At 60.7% G+C, this 14,977-nt stretch carries 13 protein-coding genes and 1 pseudogene; 6 read left to right on the top strand and 8 right to left on the bottom strand.

Annotation, left to right across the window (positions count from 1 at the left end; all coding sequences use genetic code 11):
- Positions 1-110: 110 nt before the first annotated feature.
- A complete protein-coding gene (gene hexR, locus BFQ04_RS26385) occupies positions 111-977 on the top strand; it encodes a transcriptional regulator HexR (protein ID WP_003177007.1) in 867 nt (288 codons plus the stop codon).
- Between the two features lie 216 nt (positions 978-1,193).
- On the top strand, positions 1,194-1,391 hold the full coding sequence (locus BFQ04_RS29040; protein WP_083218075.1) for a PA3496 family putative envelope integrity protein: 198 nt from the start codon (positions 1,194-1,196) through the stop codon (positions 1,389-1,391).
- On the opposite strand, the gene BFQ04_RS26375 is transcribed toward BFQ04_RS29040, so the two are convergent.
- Entirely contained in the window at positions 1,321-2,295 is a 975-nt protein-coding gene (locus BFQ04_RS26375) for a LysR family transcriptional regulator (RefSeq protein WP_065953301.1), read from the bottom strand. The genes BFQ04_RS29040 and BFQ04_RS26375 overlap by 71 nt on opposite strands.
- Positions 2,296-2,491: 196 nt before the next feature.
- Here BFQ04_RS26375 and BFQ04_RS26370 point away from each other — a divergent pair, with 196 nt between their 5' ends.
- Both BFQ04_RS26370 and oadA read left to right on the top strand, forming a co-directional pair.
- Positions 2,492-3,907, top strand: coding sequence for an acetyl-CoA carboxylase biotin carboxylase subunit (locus BFQ04_RS26370; protein WP_065953300.1), 1,416 nt, complete (start codon positions 2,492-2,494; stop codon positions 3,905-3,907).
- Between the two features lie 100 nt (positions 3,908-4,007).
- Positions 4,008-5,816 carry a sodium-extruding oxaloacetate decarboxylase subunit alpha gene (gene oadA / locus BFQ04_RS26365; protein WP_065953299.1) on the top strand — a complete coding sequence of 603 codons (1,809 nt, stop codon included), beginning with the start codon at positions 4,008-4,010 and terminating at the stop codon, positions 5,814-5,816.
- Between the two features lie 67 nt (positions 5,817-5,883).
- Here oadA and BFQ04_RS26360 read toward each other — a convergent pair whose 3' ends face one another.
- The 4 genes from BFQ04_RS26360 to BFQ04_RS26345 all read right to left on the bottom strand — a co-directional run bounded on the left by BFQ04_RS26360 (position 5,884) and on the right by BFQ04_RS26345 (position 10,436).
- On the bottom strand, positions 5,884-7,053 hold the full coding sequence (locus tag BFQ04_RS26360; RefSeq protein WP_065953298.1) for a hypothetical protein: 1,170 nt from the start codon (positions 7,051-7,053) through the stop codon (positions 5,884-5,886).
- 351 nt (positions 7,054-7,404) lie between these two features.
- On the bottom strand, positions 7,405-8,706 hold the full coding sequence (locus BFQ04_RS26355; protein ID WP_065953297.1) for an autotransporter outer membrane beta-barrel domain-containing protein: 1,302 nt from the start codon (positions 8,704-8,706) through the stop codon (positions 7,405-7,407).
- A 141-nt stretch (positions 8,707-8,847) separates the two neighbouring features.
- Positions 8,848-9,618, bottom strand: coding sequence for an amino acid ABC transporter permease (locus BFQ04_RS26350; RefSeq protein ID WP_065953296.1), 771 nt, complete (start codon positions 9,616-9,618; stop codon positions 8,848-8,850).
- On the bottom strand, positions 9,615-10,436 hold the full coding sequence (locus tag BFQ04_RS26345) for an ABC transporter substrate-binding protein (RefSeq protein WP_065953295.1): 822 nt from the start codon (positions 10,434-10,436) through the stop codon (positions 9,615-9,617). Before BFQ04_RS26345 ends, BFQ04_RS26350 begins: the two co-directional genes overlap by 4 nt.
- A 114-nt stretch (positions 10,437-10,550) precedes the next feature.
- On the opposite strand from BFQ04_RS26345, the gene BFQ04_RS26340 reads away from it, so the two are divergent.
- Positions 10,551-11,453: a homocysteine S-methyltransferase family protein gene (locus BFQ04_RS26340; protein WP_065953294.1), complete on the top strand. Its 903-nt coding sequence runs from the start codon at positions 10,551-10,553 to the stop codon at positions 11,451-11,453.
- Between the two features lie 131 nt (positions 11,454-11,584).
- Here the strand turns inward: BFQ04_RS26340 and BFQ04_RS26335 are convergent, their stop codons facing one another.
- The 3 genes from BFQ04_RS26335 to BFQ04_RS26325 are packed head-to-tail and all read right to left on the bottom strand — an operon-like array spanning position 11,585 to position 13,348.
- On the bottom strand, positions 11,585-12,256 hold the full coding sequence (locus BFQ04_RS26335) for a GNAT family N-acetyltransferase (RefSeq protein ID WP_065953293.1): 672 nt from the start codon (positions 12,254-12,256) through the stop codon (positions 11,585-11,587).
- A 10-nt stretch (positions 12,257-12,266) separates the two neighbouring features.
- Entirely contained in the window at positions 12,267-12,713 is a 447-nt protein-coding gene (locus BFQ04_RS26330) for a GNAT family N-acetyltransferase (RefSeq protein WP_065953292.1), read from the bottom strand.
- Positions 12,710-13,348 carry an FMN-binding negative transcriptional regulator gene (locus BFQ04_RS26325; protein ID WP_065953291.1) on the bottom strand — a complete coding sequence of 213 codons (639 nt, stop codon included), beginning with the start codon at positions 13,346-13,348 and terminating at the stop codon, positions 12,710-12,712. The genes BFQ04_RS26330 and BFQ04_RS26325 overlap by 4 nt, the downstream gene beginning before the upstream one ends.
- A gap of 87 nt (positions 13,349-13,435) precedes the next feature.
- Between BFQ04_RS26325 and BFQ04_RS26320 the strand changes: the two are divergent.
- Positions 13,436-14,973 (top strand): annotated as a pseudogene (locus BFQ04_RS26320) (PLP-dependent aminotransferase family protein).
- Positions 14,974-14,977: the final 4 nt, after the last annotated feature.

The following is a 14,977-nucleotide window of genomic DNA, read 5'->3' as shown; positions in this document are numbered from 1 at the left end:
GGGGGCGGGGCGATTTAGTGCTGCATCAGGCGGGCAAAACGGCAATTCTTGTAGTATAACTACAAGCTTGCTACATCCCTGGCGTCTGCCAATAACAAGAGTCCTGCCCTTTGAACCTGTTGCAACATATCGCCCAGTCGCGCCACCTGTTACGCAAATCGGAACTCAAGGTTGCCGATCACGTGCTGCTTGACCCTGCGGCCGTGATGCACAGTTCCATGGCTGACCTGGCCCACAGCGTGGGCATCAGCGAGCCGACCATCGTGCGCTTCTGCCGCGCCATCGGTTGCTCCGGGTTTCAGGACTTGAAGCTCAAGTTGGCGCAAAGCCTGGCCGCCGGGGCGAGTTTCGGCCAGTTTGCGATCCATGAAGACGATTCCGTCGCCGACTACAGCCTGAAAATCTTCGACACCACCTTGCACACCCTGATGGAAGTGCGCGAGAAGCTCGACCCGGTGGAGCTGCAAAAGGCCGTGACCGCCATGTCCCAGGCCCAGCGCGTAGAGTTCTATGGCTTTGGTGCTTCCGGCGCGGTGGCGGCCGACGCCCAGCACAAATTCTTCCGCCTGCTGCTCACGGCGGCGGCCTACAGCGACCCGCACATGCAGGCGATGTCGGCGGTGACCTTGAAGCCTACCGACGTGGCCATCTGTATTTCCCAGTCCGGTCGCTCCAAAGACCTGCTTATCACGGCCAACCTGGTGCGTGAAAGCGGCGCCTCGCTGATCACCCTGTGCCCGAGCCAGACGCCGTTGGCGGAGTTGTCCACGGTGAACCTGGCGATCGACGTGCATGAAGACACCGAGATCTACACGCCGCTGACCTCGCGCATCGCTCACCTTGTGGTGATCGACGTTTTGGCGATGGGGGTCGCCATGGCCCGTGGGCCGAGCCTGGTCAACCACCTCAAGAGCGTGAAGCGCAGTTTGCGCAGCCTGCGGTTGTCGCCCAAGTCGGTCAAAGCCCTCGACGACTGATTCAAGGGCCATACTTGGTCGAAATGTGGGAGGGGGCTTGCCCCCGATAGCGCAGTGTCAGTCACCCGATTCATTGACTGACCCGCCGCCATCGGGGGCAAGCCCCCTCCCACATTGGGTTCTCATGTGTGTCCAGAATCTTCATCAGGTTGTCATCGCCCCGTCATCCCCCGCGCCCATTCTGTACTCCCACGTACTCGCATTGGGAGACTCCAAATGGCCCGGACCTACGAAGACAGCAACAGCACCGTCAAGACCCGTCGTCAGCAGGAAGACCAGCGCCGCATGGCGTTCCGTCGCGCAATCGAAGACCGCTGCGACCAGCGCCAACTGCTCCAGAGCATCAGTGATTACCCGGAACTGCATTGGCAGGCGCCCTTGGCTGCCCAGCGAAGCGCTCAGCCAGCGCGCTGATCTGTACCCGTTCGCTGCGAATAAAGCCCAGGAACGCATGGGCCACCGGTGACAGCCGCTTGGCTTTGGCTTGCACCAGGCACCAACTGCGGTACAGCGGCAGTTCTTCCACCGCCAGCTCCTTGAGCCCGCCGGTGGCCAGTTCCAGGTTCAAGGCGTGGCGCGTCAGCAGGGCCACGCCCAAACCTGCGACCACGCACTCACGCTGCGCCTCGGCCGACGCCACTTCCACGGTCTGGGTGAAGTGCACGCGTTTTTCCTTGAAGTACTCTTCGCACGCCAGTCGTGTGCCGGAGCCCGGTTCGCGGATGAGCAGGGTGTAGGGTTCCAGATCCTGCAGGCGCAGCGGCCCTTGCAGGCTCAGCGGATGATCCGGCAGCGCCACGGCGACAATCGGATTGTTGAGAAACGGCAGAAATTCCAGGCCCATGTCCTGAGGCACCATGGACATGATCACCAGGTCGTCGCGGTTGTCCGAGAGTCGGCGGATCACCTGGGCGCGATTGACCACGGTCAGGTGCAATTGAACCTCCGGGTGCTGGCGCTTGAAAGCGGCGAACAGGTGCGGCACGAAGTATTTGGCGCTGGACTCCACCGCCAGCTTCAATTGGCCCTGCAGTGAGCCCTGCATGTCCGAGAGTTGCATATCGAGGTTTTCCAGGCGTCCGAAGATATCCCGGCTGGCCCGTTGGAGGGCTTCGGCGGCCTCGGTCATGTAGAGCTTTTTGCCGACATAGTCGAACAGCGGCTGGCCGATCAGCTCTTCGAGTTGGCGAATTTGCAGGCTGACGGCCGGTTGGGTAAGGGACATTTCCTCGGCTGCACGGCTGTAGGAGCGCAAATCACACACTTCATTGAAAATCTGCAGCTGACGCAATGTCATACGCATCAATGACTTACGCATCAAATAATTCCCGCTATACCCATTGTCCTGCTAACTATAAGTCTTTACTTATACACAACCCAATAATTATTGATTTTTGTTAATCCCTCGGTGCGCATAGTGTGTGTCTCGCGACTGTCATGAAACATTTGGTCACGCGCTGACCCCCGGCTACCCAGGGTCAAAGACGCAGCAATCGGCTCAAGGGAATTTCCAAGTGATAAAAAAGATCCTGATCGCCAACCGTGGTGAAATTGCCGTACGAATCGTGCGTGCCTGCGCCGAGATGGGCATTCGCTCGGTCGCGGTTTATTCGGACGCCGACCGCCACGCGTTGCACGTCAAGCGTGCCGACGAAGCCCACAGCATCGGAGCCGAGCCCCTGGCCGGTTACCTGAACCCGCGCAAACTGGTGAACCTGGCCGTGGAAACCGGCTGCGATGCACTGCACCCCGGCTACGGTTTCCTGTCGGAAAACGCCGAATTGGCTGACATCTGCGTCGAGCGTGGGATCAAGTTCATCGGTCCGTCGGCGGAAGTGATTCGCCGCATGGGCGACAAGACCGAAGCACGCCGCAGCATGATCAAGGCCGGTGTACCGGTTACGCCGGGCACCGAAGGCAACGTCGCCGACATCCATGAAGCCCTCACCGAAGGCGACCGTATCGGTTACCCGGTGATGCTCAAGGCCACCTCGGGTGGTGGCGGTCGCGGTATTCGCCGTTGCAACAGCCGCGAAGAACTCGAACAAGCCTTTCCCCGTGTGATCTCCGAAGCCACCAAGGCCTTCGGCTCGGCAGAAGTGTTCCTGGAAAAATGCATCGTCAATCCCAAGCACATCGAGGCGCAGATCCTCGGTGACAGCTTTGGCAACGTGGTGCACCTGTTCGAGCGTGATTGCTCGATCCAGCGCCGCAACCAGAAGCTCATCGAAATTGCCCCCAGCCCGCAGCTGACCCCGGAACAGCGCGCCTACATCGGCGACCTGTCGGTGCGCGCAGCCAAGGCCGTGGGCTACGAGAACGCCGGCACCGTGGAGTTCCTGCTCGCCGAGGGCGAGGTGTACTTCATGGAGATGAACACTCGGGTGCAGGTGGAACACACCATCACTGAGGAAATCACCGGGATCGATATCGTCCGTGAGCAGATTCGTATCGCCTCGGGCCTGCCGCTGTCGGTGAAACAGGAAGATATCCAGCACCGTGGTTTCGCGTTGCAGTTTCGCATCAACGCCGAAGACCCGAAGAACAACTTCCTCCCAAGCTTCGGCAAGATCACCCGTTACTACGCGCCCGGCGGCCCTGGCGTGCGTACCGACACGGCGATCTACACCGGCTACACCATTCCGCCGTTCTACGACTCCATGTGCCTGAAACTGGTGGTGTGGGCGTTGACCTGGGAAGAAGCCATGGACCGCGGCCTGCGCGCCCTGGACGACATGCGCCTGCAAGGCGTGAAGACCACCGCCGCCTATTACCAGGAAATCCTGCGCAACCCGGAATTTCGCAGCGGCCAATTTAATACAAGCTTTGTGGAAAGCCACCCTGAGCTGACCAACTACTCGATCAAGCGCAAACCCGAAGAGCTGGCCCTGGCCATCGCCGCCGCCATCGCCGCACACGCAGGTTTATGAATAAACAGCTGCAAGTTGTAAGCGGCACGCTACAAGTAAAAGCAGATTGGCTTTTTCTTGCAGCTTGTAGCTTGAAACTTGCCGCTATGAGGAGCTACCAATGACTAAAAAAATCTTCGTAACCGACACCATCCTGCGCGACGCTCACCAATCGTTGCTGGCGACCCGCATGCGCACCGATGACATGCTGCCGATCTGCGACAAGCTCGACAAAGTCGGCTACTGGTCCCTGGAGGTCTGGGGCGGCGCTACCTTCGACGCTTGTGTACGGTTCCTCAAAGAAGATCCGTGGGAGCGTCTGCGCCAACTGCGCGCGGCATTGCCCAACACGCGCCTGCAAATGCTGCTGCGCGGCCAGAACCTGCTGGGCTACCGCCACTACAGCGACGACGTGGTCAAAGCCTTCGTCGCCAAGGCCGCGGTTAATGGGATCGATGTGTTCCGTATCTTCGATGCGATGAACGACGTACGTAACCTGCGCGTGGCCATCGAAGCGGTCAAGGCCGCCGGCAAACACGCCCAGGGCACCATCGCCTACACCACCAGCCCGGTGCACACTGTCGACGCCTTCGTGGCCCAGGCCAAGCAGTTGGAGTCCATGGGCTGCGACTCGATTGCGATCAAGGACATGGCCGGCCTGCTGACCCCTTACGCCACCGGCGAACTGGTCAAGGCGCTCAAAGCCGAACAGAACCTGCCGATCTTTATCCACTCCCACGACACCGCCGGCCTGGCCGCGATGTGCCAGCTCAAGGCCATCGAGAACGGTGCCGACCATATCGACACCGCCATCTCCAGCTTCGCCTGGGGCACCAGCCACCCAGGCACCGAGTCGATGGTCGCGGCCCTCAAAGGCAGCGAATTCGACACCGGCCTCGACCTGGAGCTGTTGCAGGAGATTGGCCTGTACTTCTACGCCGTGCGCAAGAAGTACCACCAGTTCGAAAGCGAATTCACCGCCGTCGACACTCGCGTGCAAGTCAATCAGGTGCCGGGCGGGATGATTTCCAACCTGGCCAACCAGTTGAAAGAGCAGGGCGCGCTGAACCGTATGAGCGAAGTGCTGGCCGAGATCCCGCGCGTGCGTGAAGACCTCGGCTTCCCGCCGCTGGTCACCCCCACGTCGCAGATCGTCGGCACACAGGCGTTCTTCAACGTGCTGGCCGGTGAGCGCTACAAGACCATCACCAACGAAGTGAAGCTCTACCTGCAAGGCGGCTACGGCAAGGCCCCGGGCACGGTGAACGAAAAGTTGCGCCGTCAGGCCATCGGCAGCGAAGAGGTTATCGATGTTCGCCCGGCTGATTTGCTCAAGCCGGAAATGACCAAGCTGCGCGGTGAAATCGGCGCGTTGGCCAAGTCCGAAGAAGACGTGCTGACCTACGCCATGTTCCCGGATATCGGGCGCAAATTCCTCGAAGAACGCGACGCCGGCACCCTGGCCCCTGAAGTGCTGCTGCCGATTCCGGAAGCGGGCGGTGTAGCCCGTGCCAGCGGCGAAGGCGTGCCGACCGAGTTCGTTATCGACGTGCACGGCGAAAGCTACCGTGTGGATATCACCGGTGTCGGCGTGAAGGCCGAAGGTAAGCGCCACTTTTACCTGTCCATCGACGGGATGCCGGAAGAAGTGGTGTTCGAACCGCTCAACGAATTTGTCAGCAGCGGCGGCAGCAAGCGCAAGCACGCTACCGAACCGGGCCATGTCAGCACGGCGATGCCGGGCAATATCGTCGATGTGCTGGTCAAGGAGGGCGACGTGGTCAAGGCCGGCCAGGCCGTGCTGATCACCGAAGCCATGAAGATGGAAACCGAAGTCCAGGCAGCCATTGCCGGCAAGGTGACCGCCGTTCATGTGGCCAAGGGTGACCGGGTCAACCCGGGTGAGATCCTGATTGAGATCGAAGGCTGAATTCAGCCTTCGACATTACCGCTTAATCCTCGGGGGGGCAGGTGCCCTCCTTTTTTTTGCCTGATATTCAGGCTTCGTCAGCAGGCTTTTTGCGCTTGAAGCTGACAAAGGCGCCGGTGGCTGTGTAGATCAGTTCCGGGGTCAGGGTTTCAAGGTTGCTGGTGATCCGCTCGAAGCGGCCTTCAATCTGTGCGGCGTCGACGATGCGTAGCTGGCGGTTGAGCAGTTCATCACTTTCGTGCTCGATCTGGATACTCAGTGTTGCACCCCCGAGGCTGGCACGGTTGCCGACTTTCAGGGTGCTGTGTGTTTCGTTCTGGCCCACCTTGAGAGCCAGGGTCGAACCCTGTGTCATGTTCAGGTCGCGTTTGATGCGCCCTTGGTTTTTCAAGGCCGGGTCGAGCACCAGCGTACCGGCAACCTCAAGTTCGTTCACCGTGCCTCCGGCGTAGGTGGCACCCTGTTCAACCGTGACCGTGCCGCCGATGCGGCTCTGGTTGATCAACGTGGCGCCGCTCTGAACCCGACCTCGCTGGTTGGCCTCCAGTGCGCCGGTCAGGGTCCAGGCGCCTGCCGTGACGTCCAGGTGCTGAACCTGGCGGGCGCCGTTGAACATGCCGCCCTCGATATCATCCAGGATGACCTGGTTGGTACCGCTGCCGCCGTCCACCTCGCCCCTGAATCGGGCCTGGCCGCGCACAGTCAGCACGTCGTCGCCACCGCCCATGTTCAGGGCAACGCCGTTGCCACCGCTGATCAGGCCGTTATTAATGACCCTGTCGTTGAAATTCCCGACCAGGTTTACCCCATAGCCATTGCGACCTCTGATACTGCCGTTGTTGACCAGCAACGTGCTGCCAAAGGCAGGCCCTGCGTTCCCGTTGTCGACCAGCACGCCATGATGCGCACCGCTGATGAGGCCGTGGTTATAGATGTCGGCACCCCCTATGGCGATGCCTTCACTGGTATTGGGCGCGCCGTGCTTGTCACTGCCATTGGCCCCCGTGCCCTCGATGATCCCGTAGTTGTGTATGCGCCCGAATTTGTCGATATCCAGGCCATCACCGTCGCCGTCGTTCTGCCGGGCACGCTGGGTATCTGCGCCGGTGATGACGCCATAATTGACCACCTCTGCATTGCCCTTGGATTTCAAACCGGCGCCTTTCTGGCCGGTGATCGCTCCTGTATTGGTCAGTACTACAGCGTCCTTGGCCTTGATGCCATTGCTGCCACCCATCACTGCCCCATGGTTGACGACTGTTACGTCTGCGCCGTTCACGCTTATGCCACTGTACGATTCTTCGAAGCGTGTTGAGGGGCCGGTGGATATATGCCCGTTATTTGTGAGGTGGCCTCCGGTGGTGAGTTCGATGGCGCTGCCGGCCTCGACATGCACAGCGGCCGAGTTCGAATAGAACGTTTGAGGGGAGCAGGCTGCAAGCTGTGTGGATACGCTCGACATTGGATTTCGACCTCACGTGTGCTGGAGGTCGAAAAACTACCGCAGGTAAATGCCTGTAGCTGTCGGCGGGTGGCATTGAGCGTTGTAAGAGGGCTCGTTATTGGAATAGCGCCTTAGTACGCTTGGTTAAAAGCTCATGGTCCACTGCCCCTTCACGCCCTGATTGCGGCTATGCGTGCCCGCCTGGCCGCTGTAAGTCAGGCCCAGTGTGTGTTGCTTGGAGAGTGCGACGTCCAGACCGGCTTGCACGTCCAGGCTGTTGCGATCCAGTGCCGTACCGGTGATGGTGAAGCCGTCCAGCACCACTGGAACGTTGCGATAGGATTGGTGCACCTGGCTGTCGACTGCGCCGTAGAGGTGTTTCCAGCCGGTGCTGAGGTGGGGTGTAAGGCTGATCTGATTATCGAACCGGTACACCGTCGCCAGGCGCAGACCAACCGTGCTGCTCAGGTTCTGCTGGGTCTGCGCGCCGACGTTGAGTGCGCTCAGGCCACCGCTTTCCTTGAAACTGTCGCGGTGATAACGCTGGTAGCCAATGCCGGCGAAAGGCTCGACGCGCAAGTTCTGGCTGCCCAATTGATAGCCCAGTTCCGAGAACAGCGTTTGGCTTTGGGCATCGTAACGAGACTTGAGCTGATCTTTGTAATCGAGCAGATTGACGTTGCGCCTGTTGGTCCCGGCGTGGCTGCTGTAGATCGCACCCAGGCGCAGGGCCAGCGGGCCGTCCTGTCGCACGGCATAGGCTCCCAGATGCAAGCTGTCCAGCTCGGCGGAAAAGCGCTGGGCGCCAAGATTGCTCGCGGATTTGGCACTCATCACCCCCACGCGCCAGGCTTGGTCCACCGCCCAGTCGACGCCCAGCAACAGCCCGCGGGTACCGTGTTTCAGGCCGGCGCTGCCGCTTCGTGAATCGAGGTTGCCATCGTTGCCCAGGCCCTGCACCCAAAAGTGACTATTCTCGTCGGCGGGCAAGGCGCGCAGGGTCGAGAGTAATTGGTTGCTGATTTGGCTGGTGACGGCGTGGGTGGCGGTGGCCAGGTTAGCGTTTTGGCTGCCGGCCAATTGTTCAAGGGCTGCGCCGATTCCGCCGGGCTGTCCGGCAAGTGCTTCATCTACCTTTTGCAGCTTCTTTATCTGTTCCGAGGTCAGCTCACCGGCGTTCAGCAGTTCAAGCAGCGCGGGCTCCAGCACCTTGGCGACCTGCACGCCGTTGTAGGTAGTGGCTTGTCCAATGAGGTACCCGGCGTAGGGCGGCGGGGAAGGCGGCGTACCGAGCTTGGGTTCGATGGCCCACTCAGTGTCGATTGAATCATAGGGGTGATGAAAAAACGGCCTGTATTCAATATCGCCGCGTGCTTGCGCGGGTTGAACACTGATGGCCACTGCAAGGCTGATGAACGCAGCGATTCTGGAGGGTATGAAAGACATGAATTCCCGACCTCTGATGAATGAGGCCGGGAATGTAGCGAGGTCGTCGAGGGATAACTGTCAGGCCACTGACCGCTGGTTTGCGGGAGTTGTCGTTAATGGCGTGCGGCTCAAAGCTCATCTGCCTAGGGGTTCTGAACTTCAACCGCGGCGCACATAACCTTTGCCGAAATGCCGCTCCATGCGCGCCTGGATCAGCTCCAGCCCGAGAGACATCACCCAGTAAATGATCGCCGCCGTGGTGAGCATCTCGATATAGCGATAGCTCGAGCGGCCATAGGACTGCGCCAGGAACATCACTTCCCAAACGCCCATCACCGAGATCAGCGACGAGTCCTTGAGCATCGAGATGAACTGGTTGGTGGCCGGCGGAATGATGGTGCGCATGGCCTGGGGCAGGGTGACATGCCAGAAGATCGCCCGGTCACGCATGCCCAGGGCCAATGCGGCTTCCCGTTGGCCATGGGGCACGCCGAGGATACCGGCGCGAAAGATCTCGCTCAGATAGGCACCATAGTTCAGCGACAGCGCGATGATCCCGGCGACGATGGCGCCCGGTACCAGGCCCAGTTGCGGAAAACCCAGGTAAATCAGCAGGATCTGGATCAGCAACGGCGTGCCGCGAAAGAACGAGGCGTAGAAACTGGCAATGCCGAACGCCACCGCGCTTTTCGACAGGCGCCCCAGGGCGGTGACAAAACCCAGTACCGACGACGCAACGATGGCGCACAGGCATAAAAACAGCGTCAGCGCCGCACCTTGCAGGAAGCCATTGGGCGCCAGGTGCAGGCCGACCAGGTTGGGCAGCTTGTCGAGGATGATCGAGAACTTCAGGTCAAAGCTCAGGAAGAAACTGGCAAACAAGGCGAACAGCGCCGCCCAGGTCAGGTAAAGCCGTATACGAAAACTCATCGGCTGATATCGGCGCCGATCCATTTTTGCGACAGCTTGCTCAAGGTGCCGTCCTGTTTGAGCTGGGCGAAGACCTCACGCACTTTGCTGTCCCACTGCGCGTCGCCTTTCTCGATGGCCACCGAGTTGGGCTCCGAATACAACGGCTCGCCTGCGAGCTTGAAACGCTTGTCCTGGGTCAGGCGCGGCTGCGCGGTGACCAGGTTGGTGAGGATTGCATCCAGGCGCACGCCCGCGCCCAGGCCGAGGTCCTGGAATGCCACGTTGTCGGTGTCGTACGGGGCAATCTGCACATCCTCGAACGGGTACTGCAACTGTGTGTCTTCGGCGCCTTCGATCACCAGGTTCTTGTTCAGGTAGCTTTCATAGCTGGAGGCGCTGGTGAGGCCGACTTTCTTGCCGCTCAGGTCTTTGGCTGTATGGATGCGATCATCCTTGGCATTGACCACGATGACGGCGGGCGAGGCGTAGTACTCCACCGGGAAGTCGAACACCTCGGCGCGTGCCTTGCTCGGGGTCATGGAGCAGATGCAAATATCGTAGCGCCCGCTCCAGCGGCCGGCGGCAATGACGTCCCATGAAGGCGTTTCCAGGCGCAACTTGACCCCAAGCTTTTGCGCCACGGCCTTGGCCACATCCACGTCGAAGCCGTCGAGTTGGTTTTGATCGTTGAGGAATGAAAACGGCGGGTAGCTTTCCATCAGCACACCGACCAGCTCTTTCTTCTGTTCGATACGGTCCAGCGTGGCGCCGCCAAAGGCTTGGGTTGAAGCGGCCAATATGGTCAGGCCCAGGGCCAACAGCGGTCGTAATTTCAAAATCGAGCACCCGAATAAAAAAGAGGTTGTTATTAACCGAACGGTACGCATTAAATAGTTATAAGAACGACTCTCATAGTGAGTTATTTTCATAAGCATATGAGTAAAAAGCATATGGGCACAGCAAGTACAGTAATTCTCGATGGCGGCATGGGCCGTGAACTGCAACGCCGTGGCGCGCCGTTCCGCCAGCCGGAATGGTCGGCGCTGGCCCTGAGCGAAGCGCCGCAAGCGGTAGAGGCGGTGCACGCAGCTTATATCGACAGTGGTGCCAACGTGATTACCAGCAACAGTTACGCGGTGGTGCCGTTTCATATCGGCGAAGCGCGGTTCGCGCAAGAGGCCCAGGTGCTGGCCGCGCTGGCCGGTGAGTTGGCGCGACGGGCGGTGAAGGCATCCGGCAAACCGGTGCGCGTCGCCGGTTCATTGCCGCCGTTGTTTGGCTCATACCGGCCCGACCTGTTCCTGCCGGAGCGGGTCAGCGAATTGCTGACACCGCTGGTGCAGGGCCTGGCGCCTCACGTTGACCTGTGGCTGGCGGAAACCCAAAGCTCCATCGTTGAAGCACAAGCGATTCATGCCGGCCTGCCGCAGGATGGCAAGCCGTTCTGGCTGTCGTTTACCTTGAAAGATGAAGACACTGATGACGTGCCGCGCCTGCGTTCCGGTGAGCCAGTGGCGGAGGCGGCCGAGGCGGCGGCGCAGTTGGGCGTGCAGGTGTTGCTGTTCAACTGCAGCCAGCCGGAAGTGATCGGCGCGGCGATCGATGCGGCGCGGGCAACCTTCGAGCGATTGGGCGTCGCGATTCAGATCGGCGCCTACGCCAATGCCTTCCCACCGCAACCCAAAGAAGCCACGGCCAACGATGGCCTGGACCCATTGCGCGACGATCTCGACCCGCCGGGTTACCTGCAGTGGGCGGCTGATTGGAAAGCGCGTGGCGCCAGCCATTTGGGCGGTTGCTGCGGCATCGGGCCGGAGCATATTGCGGTGTTGGCCGAGCGCCTTACCAACTGATTCACCGCAGATCAAAATTGTGGGAGGGGGCTTGCCCCCGATAGCAGAGTGTCAGTCTCAGCCTGTTTGACTGATAAACCGCCATCGGGGGCAAGCCCCCTCCCACATGGGTTTTGTTTTGCGGGTGAGGTTCAGGTTCGGCATTCGGCCAGTGTTCTGAGCTGACCGGAACCGGCCTGGTTCTCCTCCGACAACCACGCCTCAAACCCCGCGCCAATCTTCGGCCATTCCGAATCCAGCATCGAATACCACGCCGTATCCCGGTTCTGCCCCTTGACCACCATATGCTGGCGGAACACGCCTTCAAAACTGAACCCCAGGCGCTCGGCTGCATACCGGGAGCGCGCATTGCCGTTGTTGCACTTCCATTCCAGGCGGCGGTAGCCCTGTTCGAACGCGTACTTGGCCAGCAGGTACACCGCTTCGGTACTTTTTGGCGAACGCTGCATCGGTGCGCCAAAGGTGACGTGGCCGATTTCAATACGCCCGTGAGCGGGGACGATGGACATCAGGCTGAGGATGCCCTGGACCTGGCCGCTTGCGCGGTCGACCACGCTGAAGAAATACGGGTCGCTGCTGGCAGCATGGTTGTTCAGCCAGGCATCGAAGGCGCTGCGCTCAGCAAAAGGCCCGTAGGGCAAATAGTCCCACAACGTCGGGTCGGCACCGGGGCCTTCGAGGGCTTGCCACAGTTGCTCGGCGTGGCGCGCCGGGTCGAGCTTTTCCAGGCGAATAAAGCGCCCTTCAAGCAGTTGCGCGGCAGGCGCGGGGGCGCCTTTCCAGTCGGCGGGGGAAGTGACCATGCTGCGCTCCTTAAAGACCTTTGCGAAATTGGATGAAACCTGGGCGTTCAGCGATGCGTTCGTACAGTTGAATCGCGGTGGCGTTGGTCTCGTGGGTCAACCAGTGCACCTTGCAGCAGCCATCGGCCTTGGCGGTGGCGTAGACGAATTCGATCAGCTTGCGGCCCACGCCAGTGCCACGCTGGGCGGGGTCCACCAGCAAGTCCTGCAGGTAGCAGGAGTTCTCGATGCTCCAGTTGGAACGATGGTAGATGAAGTTGACCATGCCCACTGCCTTGCCGTCCTGCCAGGCGAGTGCCGAATGAGTCGGCTCGCGGGCGTCGATCAGGCGTTGCCAGGTGCTTTGGCTGACGGCGTCCGGCAGTTCGGTGTTGTAGAACTTCAAATACGCCTGCCACAACGGCAGCCAGGTGGTGTGGTCGGCGGCGGTGACTTGGCGAATGTCGATCCGGGTCATTGTGTAACTCCTTGGGGAATAAAGCGGGCGAGGGTCTGGTCGCGCACATCGGTACTGGCGGCCAGGCCTTCGCGCACGCCTGCCATGTCGGCCGCGCTGCGGTTCTGACTGAGTTTGTGTTTGCCGATCACACGCTCGATGGGCAGGGCGAAGCCGACGATCGCCTTGAGCATGCCGTCGATGTAATCCGCCGGCGCGTCGCTGACTGCCCAGGGCTGGGCGCGGCCGCTTTCATGGCGCTCGGTGAGGGCGGTGACCACCTTGAGCAATCGCTCGGCGTCGCTGAACACCTCGGCCTTGCCATAGGCGTGCACGGCGATGTAGTTCCAGGTCGGTACCACTTTGCCGTGTTCGGCTTTGGCCGGGTAAAACGCCGGGCTGATATAGGCGTCGGCACCCGCAAAGATCACCAGCGCCTCACTGCCATTTTGCAGCTCGCGCCATTGCGGGTTGGCCTTGGCCAGGTGCCCGTAAAGCGTGCCGTTGGGACCTTCATCGGGGTTGAGCAGCAGTGGCAGATGACTGGCTTGCAGGCCATCTTCTCCCACGGTCACCAACTGCGCCAGACGGGTGTGCTGGATCAGTTGCTGGATTTGGGGCAAGTCATCGAGGGCAAAGGCGCGGGGTGTGTACATGGAAATTTTCCTTGGCGAATGCCTGCATCGTAGGCAGGCTATTGGTTCGTTGTAAGAGCCATCTAGCGCTATTTCCATAGGTCCAATATGCCGCTCCTTTCGCCGCCGTTGTCCTTCAACCCTGCCGGTATCGAACTGGACCGCCGCCAGGGCCTGACGCGCCAACTCTATGAAGCCCTGCGCCAGCGGGTGCTGGATGGACGGCTGGTCAGTGGTACACGGTTACCTGCTACTCGTGATCTGGCGGCGGCATTGTCGATTTCCCGAAACAGCGTCGTGCGCGCCTACGATCAGCTGTATGCGGAGGGGTTTATCGAGAGTCGGGTGGGAGATGGCACCTATGTAGCCCAATTGCCCAGGCCAAAAAAACTATCCACAAAAGTATCCACAGGGTTTTCAACAGGCTTATCCCCAGCCTTATCCACAAAATGGGCGAATTTGCCTGAGGATCTGGACGATCAAGTTATCCACAGCACGGGCCTGGCGCGGGTAAAAAACCACCACCTGCCTCAGCCTCCCATGGGGCCACCGCGGGCATTTCGGGTGGGCGTACCGGCCTTTGATCTGTTTCCATTTGAGGTATGGGCCAAGCTGAACGGGGCGTTCTGGCGCAAACCTGACCTGGAACAGCTCTGCTATGGCGATCCAGCAGGTGACGGCCGCCTGCGTGGTTTGATTGCCGCCTACCTGCGCAGCTCACGGGGTATGCAGTGCACGGCTGAACAAATTGTGATCACCAGTGGGGCACAGCAGGCGATCAGCCTTTGTGCACAGTTGCTGGTTGAGCCGGGTGATGGGGTGGCGGTGGAAAATCCGGGTTACCGTGCGGCAGGCCATGCATTCGCCCTGGCTGGTGGACGATTGCAGGGCGTGCCGGTTGACAGCGAGGGCCTGGATTGCCAGGTGCTCAACGCTCTGCATGAGTGCCGTGTGGCCTATGTCACACCTTCCCATCAGTATCCGTTGGGCGTGGTGATGAGCCTGGCCCGGCGTCTGGAGTTGCTGGCCTGGGCCGAGCGTTCGGGCGGTTGGATCGTGGAGGACGATTATGACGGTGAGTACCGCTACACCGGCGCGCCGCTGTCGCCGTTGGCGGCGCTGGACCGCAGTGGTCGCGTGTTATACGTGGGCACTTTCGGCAAAGTGGCGTTCCCGGCGTTGCGCCTGGGTTACCTGGTGCTGCCACCGGGCCTGGTGCAAGCCTTCACTCGGCGCCGCGCCGTGGACATGCGCCATTCGGAAGTCAGCACCCAGGCGGTAATGGCTGAGTTCATGGCGGCGGGGCACTTCCAACGCCACATTCGCCGAATGCGTCGCGCTGCGTTGAGCCGTCGCAATGCCTTGCTGGCCGGTTGGCCCGGTGGGTTGCCCGGCGTCGGCGCCTTGCCCAGCGTTGCGGCCGGGCTGCACCTGACAGTGCGAGTGGACAGCCTGGCCCGCGAGCAGGCGTTGCTCGCGCAGGCCCGTGCGGTAGAGGTTGAGATCAACGGTTTGAGTAGCATTGGCTGGCTGGCACAAGCCCACCACCGGACCAGCGCGCGGGCCTGGTGATGGGGTTTGCCGCCGTGCCCGAGGCGGCCATCGCGCAGGCTCTGGCCCGTTTGCGCCAGGTATGGCAGGCATAAAAAG

The organism is Pseudomonas sp. 37 R 15, from assembly GCF_900004865.1.
In the GTDB taxonomy this organism is placed as follows: domain Bacteria; phylum Pseudomonadota; class Gammaproteobacteria; order Pseudomonadales; family Pseudomonadaceae; genus Aquipseudomonas; species Aquipseudomonas fluorescens_AM.
The sequence above is the reverse complement of the archived record's forward strand: the minus strand, read 5'-3'. Positions and strand labels throughout refer to the sequence as shown.